Origin of the sequence: Stenotrophomonas sp. UBA7606 (assembly GCF_002477705.1) — a bacterium.
Taxonomy (GTDB): Bacteria; Pseudomonadota; Gammaproteobacteria; order Xanthomonadales; family Xanthomonadaceae; genus Stenotrophomonas.
Genome location: NZ_DLJW01000072.1, coordinates 1 through 5,701, shown reverse-complemented (window position 1 = coordinate 5,701; position 5,701 = coordinate 1). Strand labels below are relative to the sequence as shown.

Below are 5,701 nucleotides of genomic sequence, written 5' to 3'. Positions count from 1 at the left end.
CCCTCCCTTTTGCGTAGCAAAGGGGAGGGTTGGGGAGGGGTGCTTTGGCTCTGCTTGCTCCGCGGCTTACGCCGCTCCTATGAGACTGCTGGCCACGCCCCTGCCGGGCAGGGCTCGGCACTACCTTGCTTCCATCGCCGCTGGCTTAAACTGTGCTTCCCCGCGTGAGGAAGTTGTCGATGTACGGAACCGACGTTGCGCTGCTGGTAATCGATCTGCAACCGGATTTCATGCCCGGCGGTGCCCTGCCCTGCCTGCAGGGTGACACCATCGTGCCGGGCATCGCGGCACTGCTGGATGCGCGCGAGTATCACACCGTGGTTGCCACCCAGGATTGGCACCCGGCCGATCACGCCTCGTTCGCCAGCCAGCACGACGGGCGTAAACCATTCGATTCCATCGAACTGCACGGCCAACCACAAACCCTATGGCCAGACCACTGCGTCCAGGGCACAGAGGGAGCAAGCCTGGATGCACGGGTGGACTGGAAGCACGCCGACCTGATCCTGCGCAAAGGCACACAGCGGCGCGTGGATTCCTATAGCGCGTTCCGCGAGAACATCGGCCCGCAAGGCAGCCGTGCCCCCACCGGACTGGCCGGCTGGCTGCATGAACGCGGCATCCGCGAGGTCCACGTCTGTGGCTTGGCACGTGACTACTGCGTGCTGTGGAGCGCGCAGGACGCGGCCATCAGCGGCTTCCACGTGCGCTTCCTGTGGGACCTGACCCGGCCGGTGGCCGCCGCCAGCGATGAGGCCACGCGTATTGCGTTGATGGAAGCAGGTATCGAGATCGGCTGAACCCGGGCCGGACTCAGCGAAACACCACCGTGCGGTGGCCGTTGAGCAGGATGCGGTGCTCGACGTGGCGGCGCACCGCCCGCGCCAGCACCTGCGATTCGGTATCGCTGCCCAGCTGCACCAACTCGCGGGGGGTCATTGCGTGGTCAACACGTGCCACGTCCTGCTCGATGATCGGGCCCTCGTCCAGGTCCGAGGTCACGTAGTGCGCGGTGGCGCCGATGATCTTGACCCCGCGCGCATGCGCCTGGTGATACGGCTGGGCACCCTTGAAGCTGGGCAGGAAGCTGTGGTGGATATTGATTCCCCGCCCCGACAAGGCCTCGCATAGCCGTGGCGACAGGATCTGCATGTAGCGCGCCAGCACCACCAGGTCGATGCGCTCGCGCTCGACCAGGTCGATGATCTGCTGTTCCTGCTGCTCGCGGTTCTCGGTGCTTACTGGCAGGTGATGGAAGGGCACGTTGTAGGAACCAGCCAGCCCGGCGAAGTCATTGTGGTTGGAGGCCACCGCAGCGATATCCACCTTCAGCTGGCGGCTATGGGTGCGGAACAGCAGGTCATTGAGACAATGGCCCTGTTTGCTGACCAGCACCAGCAGGCGCGCGCGGCGGCGCGCATCATGCAGCTCCCATTGCATCGCGAACTCTTCGCCCAGGCCCTGCAGCCTGGCGCGCACCACCGGTTCATCGCCCGCATTGCCCATGTCGAAATGCACGCGCAGGAAGAAGCGGCCGCTTTCATCATCACCAAACTGCTGGGCATCGAGGATGTTGCAGCCCGCCTCGAACAGCAGGCCGGACACGCGATAGACGATGCCGGTGCGGTCCGGGCAGGAAAGAGTGAGAATGAAATCGGGACGCATGGCCAACAACGTTCATCAGGCGGGCCGTGGAAGGTAACCGTTCCGGTCGATCCCCGGCAAAGACAGTTGCAGCTGACACGGTTTGCCCGTCGGCCTGCTCAGTGCGGATGTACCGTCAGCGCCACCAGCCGCATCACCACCGGTCGCACCACCAGTACACAGCAGAACGCGGTCGGCATCGCCAGGCAGTAAGCCGACAGCACCCGCGCCGGGAACTGGCCATCGATGCCGGCATTGGCGGCGGTGATCACCAGGCACATCAGCATGGCCATGATCGAGGCCATGAAGAACGCGAAAACAACAGGCGTGGTGCGCGCATGCAACTTCCAGCGGGCAACGGCGGTGGGACGGGGGTCGAGCATCCAGCGGGATCCGGGCAGGCAGCAGTCAGGTGCTGCGGGCCGGGCACGATAGTCGGCAAGCCGGGGGACGGCTAGATCGCGTTGGCTTGGCGCTTTATAAAGATTTACTTTGCAATCCTCCCGGAAAATGCCGAGCGGCATGAACATCCTCCACGCCATCCGCAGCTTCATCCGCACCGCCGACGCCGGCAGCCTGGCCGCTGCCGCGCGTACCCTGGGCATCAGCGCGGCAGCGGTGGGCCAGAACATCGCCCGCCTGGAAGCCCATCTGGGCGTGCGCCTGTTCAACCGCACCACCCGCCAGCTGGCCCTGACCGAGCGCGGTGCCGTCTACCTGGCACAGGTGCGGCATATCGAGCGCGATCTGCAACGTGCGCAGGCAGCAGTCACCGACCCCGATGCGCAGCCGGCCGGGCGCCTGCGCATCGCCAGCAGCGTCGCCTTCGGCCGGCATGTGCTTGCGCCCCTGCTGCCGGCCCTGCAACAGCGTTATCCACGACTGGAAATGGAGCTGCTGCTGGCCGACCGCAGCGTCGACCACGGCCATGAGGATGTGGATGTCAGCATCCGCATCGAGCCGCAGCTGGAAGAGGGTCTGGTGGCACGACCCATCGCACAGATACCGTTCGTGTTCTGTGCGGCCCCGGCCTATCTGGCGATCGCCGGTACGCCGCGCACACCCGATGAGCTGCGCGAGCATCGCTGCCTGTTGTTCCGCTACCCGCTGGATGGGCGCTACCTGCGCTGGGGCTTCGTCCGCGACGGCCTGCGCTTTGATGCCGAGGTGCAGCCGGCCCTGGTCAGCGACGACATTGATGCCTTGGCGGCGATGGCCGCCCGCGGCGGCGGCATCACCCGGCTGGCGGCCTTCGTCGCCGCGCCCTATCTGGCCCGCGGCGAACTGCAGGCCTTGTTCCAGGATGAGGCCTGCAGCGATGTGCGGGCCTCGCCAGAACCGATGCGTCTGTTCCTGTGCGTCAGCGACCGTCGCGACCTGACCCCGAAAGTACGCTCGCTGCTGCAGCACGTCCTCGATGCCCTGCCGCCGGCCTGGCGCATCGACATCGACCACGCCTGAGCGCCAGCGGCCACACCGCTGGCGCCTTCGCCGGACGTCAGCCTCGCTGGTCGAGCTTGAACAGACCGCGCGCTTCATGGGGTTCGCAGCGCATGTATTGCGGCGACACCGTCACCTGCGCGCCCAGCGCTGCCGCGGCATGCCACGGCCAGCGCGGGTCGTAAAGAATGCCGCGGGCGATGCCGATCGCATCGGCCTTGCCATCGACGAGGATTTCCTCGGCATGCGTCGGCTCGGTGATCAGGCCCACCGCGATCACCGGCGTGCCGATTTCGGCCTTGATCGCCGCCGCCTGCGGCACCTGGTAGCCGGGTTCGACCGGAATCTGCTGGCGCGGGTCCAGCCCGCCACTGGAGACATGCAGGAAATCATTGCCACGTGCTTCCAGCGCCTTGGCCAGTTCAATGCTCTGGGCAACATCCCAGCCGCCTTCCACCCAGTCGGTGGCGGAGATGCGCACGCCCAAGGCCACATTGGCCGGCACCACCGCGCGCACCGCATCGAATACCCGCAGCAACAGGCGCATGCGGTTTTCCAACGTGCCGCCATACGCATCGTCGCGCTGGTTGCTCAACGGCGACAGGAACTGGTGCAGCAGATAACCATGCGCGGCATGCAGCTCGATCAGCTCCAGACCAAGCCGCACTGCGCGCTTGGCGGCAGCAACAAAGTCTTCGACCACGGCATCGATGCCGGCGTCATCCAACGCTTCCGGGATGGGATCGCCGGCCTTGAACGGCAGCGCCGACGGCGCCAGCACCTGCCAGCCATGTTCCTGGTCGGGGGCTATCGCGCCACCGCCATCCCATGGACGCGCGGTGGACGCCTTGCGCCCGGCATGCGCCAGCTGCACACCGATCGGCATGTTCGAGCAGCGCCGCACCGTGCCCAGCACCTTGCCCAGGGCGGCTTCGGTGGTGTCGTCCCAGAGACCGAGATCGGCCCAGCTGATGCGCGCACGCGGCTCGACCGCGGTCGCTTCGATGATCAACAGCCCGGCGCCGGACTGCGCCAGCTGGCCCAGATGGATCGTGTGCCAATCAGTGGCCTGCCCGTCTTCGGCCGAGTATTGGCACATCGGCGCGATGACGATGCGGTTGGAAAGGGAAAGCGGGCCTAGCGACAACGGTGAGAAAAGCTGGCTCACGTGGGGAACGTCCATCAACGGTGGGGGCGCCCATTGCACGCCGCGCCGGCCGTTGATTCAACCGGCGTGATGGATCACTGCGTCTTGGTGCCGTCCAACAGGAAGGCAAGTGCCTGGGCGCAGGGCATTTCCACCTTCAGCGACAGCAGGTGATCGGCACGGGTACGGCCGAGGTTGACCGCGCCTATCGGCAAACCGGCCTTGGCAGCCGCATCGACGAAGCGGAAACCCGAGTACACCATCAACGACGAACCCAATACCAGCACCGCGTCGGAACGCTGCAGATGTTCATGCACGGCGGCAACGCGCTCGCGCGGCACGTTCTCGCCGAAGAACACCACGTCCGGCTTAAGCACGCCACCACATGCATCACAGGCCGGCACGCTGAAGGCGGAGAAATCGGCTTCCAGATCGGCATCACCATCGGGCGCGATGCCGGCCTCCAGGGTGTCCCAGCCCGGGTTGGCATCCAGCAGTCGCTGTTGCAGCAGCTCACGCGCGCTGCGTGCCTCACAGCCCATGCAACGTACCTGGTCCAGTCGGCCGTGCAGATCAATCACCGTCTGGCTACCCGCCGCCTGGTGCAGGCAATCCACGTTCTGCGTCAGCAGCAGCTCGATGCGACCATCGGCTTCCAGCGCCGCCAGCGCATGGTGCGTGCCATTGGGCAAGGCCTGGCCGAAGCGCGGCCAGCCCAGCAGGCTCCGCGCCCAGTAGCGCTTGCGCGTTGCTTCCTCGCCCATGAAAGCCTGATACGTCACCGGCGGTGTGCGCTTCCATTGGCCATCGCTGTCGCGATAGTCGGGAATGCCGGAATCAGTGCTGCAACCGGCGCCAGTGACCACGAACAAGCGCCGATGGCCGGCAATGAACTGCGGCAGTTCGGTGATCACTGCTGGCGACAAGCGCCCGGTCTGTGCCGATGAAGTGGTCATCACCGCGAGGCTCAGGCCTGCGTCGGCAGCGTCGGCACGGTGGTCGGATGACCTTCGCCATCCAGCGCGATCATCACGAAGGTGCCTTTGGTGCAGAGCGCGCGTTCGCCGTTGTGCAGGTCTTCGGCGATCAGTTCGACTTCCACATGCATCGAACTGCGGCCAACCTTGACCACCCGGCCGATGGTTTCCACCATCTGCCCGATGCGGATCGGCAGCTTGAAATCGACCTGGTCCGAGCGCGCGGTGACCACGGTGCAACGCGAATAACGGGCGGCGGCGAGAAAGGCCGCCTTGTCCATCCACGCCAGCGCCTGGCCGCCGAACAGCGTGCCCATATGGTTGGTGTGGTTGGGGAAGACGATTTCCGCCATGCGGACTTCGACCGGTGGGTTCGTTTCGGGAATGGGGGTCATGGGGGTGTCATCTGTAAGTTGGCGCAGATGATACGCCCGCAAAGCTGTGCAGCTTGTGTACGCAGCTGCAGATAGCTTTTGTAGGAGTCAACTGTCTT

General features: G+C 65.6%; 7 protein-coding genes. 2 read left to right on the top strand and 5 right to left on the bottom strand.

Annotated elements, in window-relative coordinates:
• Nucleotides 1-179 precede the first annotated feature (179 nt).
• Complete coding sequence (gene pncA / locus B2527_RS09675; protein WP_293708816.1) at nucleotides 180-800, top strand: bifunctional nicotinamidase/pyrazinamidase; 621 nt, start codon at nucleotides 180-182, stop codon at nucleotides 798-800.
• Between the two features lie 13 nt (nucleotides 801-813).
• Here pncA and purU read toward each other — a convergent pair whose 3' ends face one another.
• Together purU and B2527_RS09665 are read right to left on the bottom strand one after the other, a co-directional pair.
• Nucleotides 814-1,665 carry a formyltetrahydrofolate deformylase gene (purU, locus tag B2527_RS09670; protein ID WP_293708815.1) on the bottom strand — a complete coding sequence of 284 codons (852 nt, stop codon included), beginning with the start codon at nucleotides 1,663-1,665 and terminating at the stop codon, nucleotides 814-816.
• A 98-nt stretch (nucleotides 1,666-1,763) separates the two neighbouring features.
• Complete coding sequence (locus tag B2527_RS09665; RefSeq protein ID WP_293708814.1) at nucleotides 1,764-2,027, bottom strand: DUF2798 domain-containing protein; 264 nt, start codon at nucleotides 2,025-2,027, stop codon at nucleotides 1,764-1,766.
• A gap of 139 nt (nucleotides 2,028-2,166) precedes the next feature.
• Between B2527_RS09665 and B2527_RS09660 the strand changes: the two genes are divergently transcribed.
• On the top strand, nucleotides 2,167-3,105 hold the full coding sequence (locus B2527_RS09660) for a LysR family transcriptional regulator (protein WP_293708813.1): 939 nt from the start codon (nucleotides 2,167-2,169) through the stop codon (nucleotides 3,103-3,105).
• Between the two features lie 37 nt (nucleotides 3,106-3,142).
• On the opposite strand, the gene B2527_RS09655 is transcribed toward B2527_RS09660, so the two are convergent.
• The 3 genes from B2527_RS09655 to B2527_RS09645 all read right to left on the bottom strand — a co-directional run bounded on the left by B2527_RS09655 (nucleotide 3,143) and on the right by B2527_RS09645 (nucleotide 5,603).
• Nucleotides 3,143-4,252, bottom strand: a complete 1,110-nt coding sequence (locus tag B2527_RS09655; protein WP_293708811.1) for an NADH:flavin oxidoreductase/NADH oxidase — start codon at nucleotides 4,250-4,252, stop codon at nucleotides 3,143-3,145.
• Between the two features lie 74 nt (nucleotides 4,253-4,326).
• Nucleotides 4,327-5,187 carry an NAD-dependent protein deacetylase gene (locus B2527_RS09650; RefSeq protein WP_293708809.1) on the bottom strand — a complete coding sequence of 287 codons (861 nt, stop codon included), beginning with the start codon at nucleotides 5,185-5,187 and terminating at the stop codon, nucleotides 4,327-4,329.
• 11 nt (nucleotides 5,188-5,198) lie between these two features.
• Complete coding sequence (locus B2527_RS09645) at nucleotides 5,199-5,603, bottom strand: acyl-CoA thioesterase (protein ID WP_293708807.1); 405 nt, start codon at nucleotides 5,601-5,603, stop codon at nucleotides 5,199-5,201.
• Between the last annotated feature and the right edge of the window lie 98 nt (nucleotides 5,604-5,701).

Coding starts and splice junctions, on each gene's coding strand:
- pncA (WP_293708816.1), top strand. CDS start 180: ATGTACGGAACCGACGTTGCGCTGCTGGTAATCGATCTGCAACCGGAT.
- purU (WP_293708815.1), bottom strand. CDS start 1,665: ATGCGTCCCGATTTCATTCTCACTCTTTCCTGCCCGGACCGCACCGGC.
- B2527_RS09665 (WP_293708814.1), bottom strand. CDS start 2,027: ATGCTCGACCCCCGTCCCACCGCCGTTGCCCGCTGGAAGTTGCATGCG.
- B2527_RS09660 (WP_293708813.1), top strand. CDS start 2,167: ATGAACATCCTCCACGCCATCCGCAGCTTCATCCGCACCGCCGACGCC.
- B2527_RS09650 (WP_293708809.1), bottom strand. CDS start 5,187: ATGACCACTTCATCGGCACAGACCGGGCGCTTGTCGCCAGCAGTGATC.
- B2527_RS09645 (WP_293708807.1), bottom strand. CDS start 5,603: ATGACCCCCATTCCCGAAACGAACCCACCGGTCGAAGTCCGCATGGCG.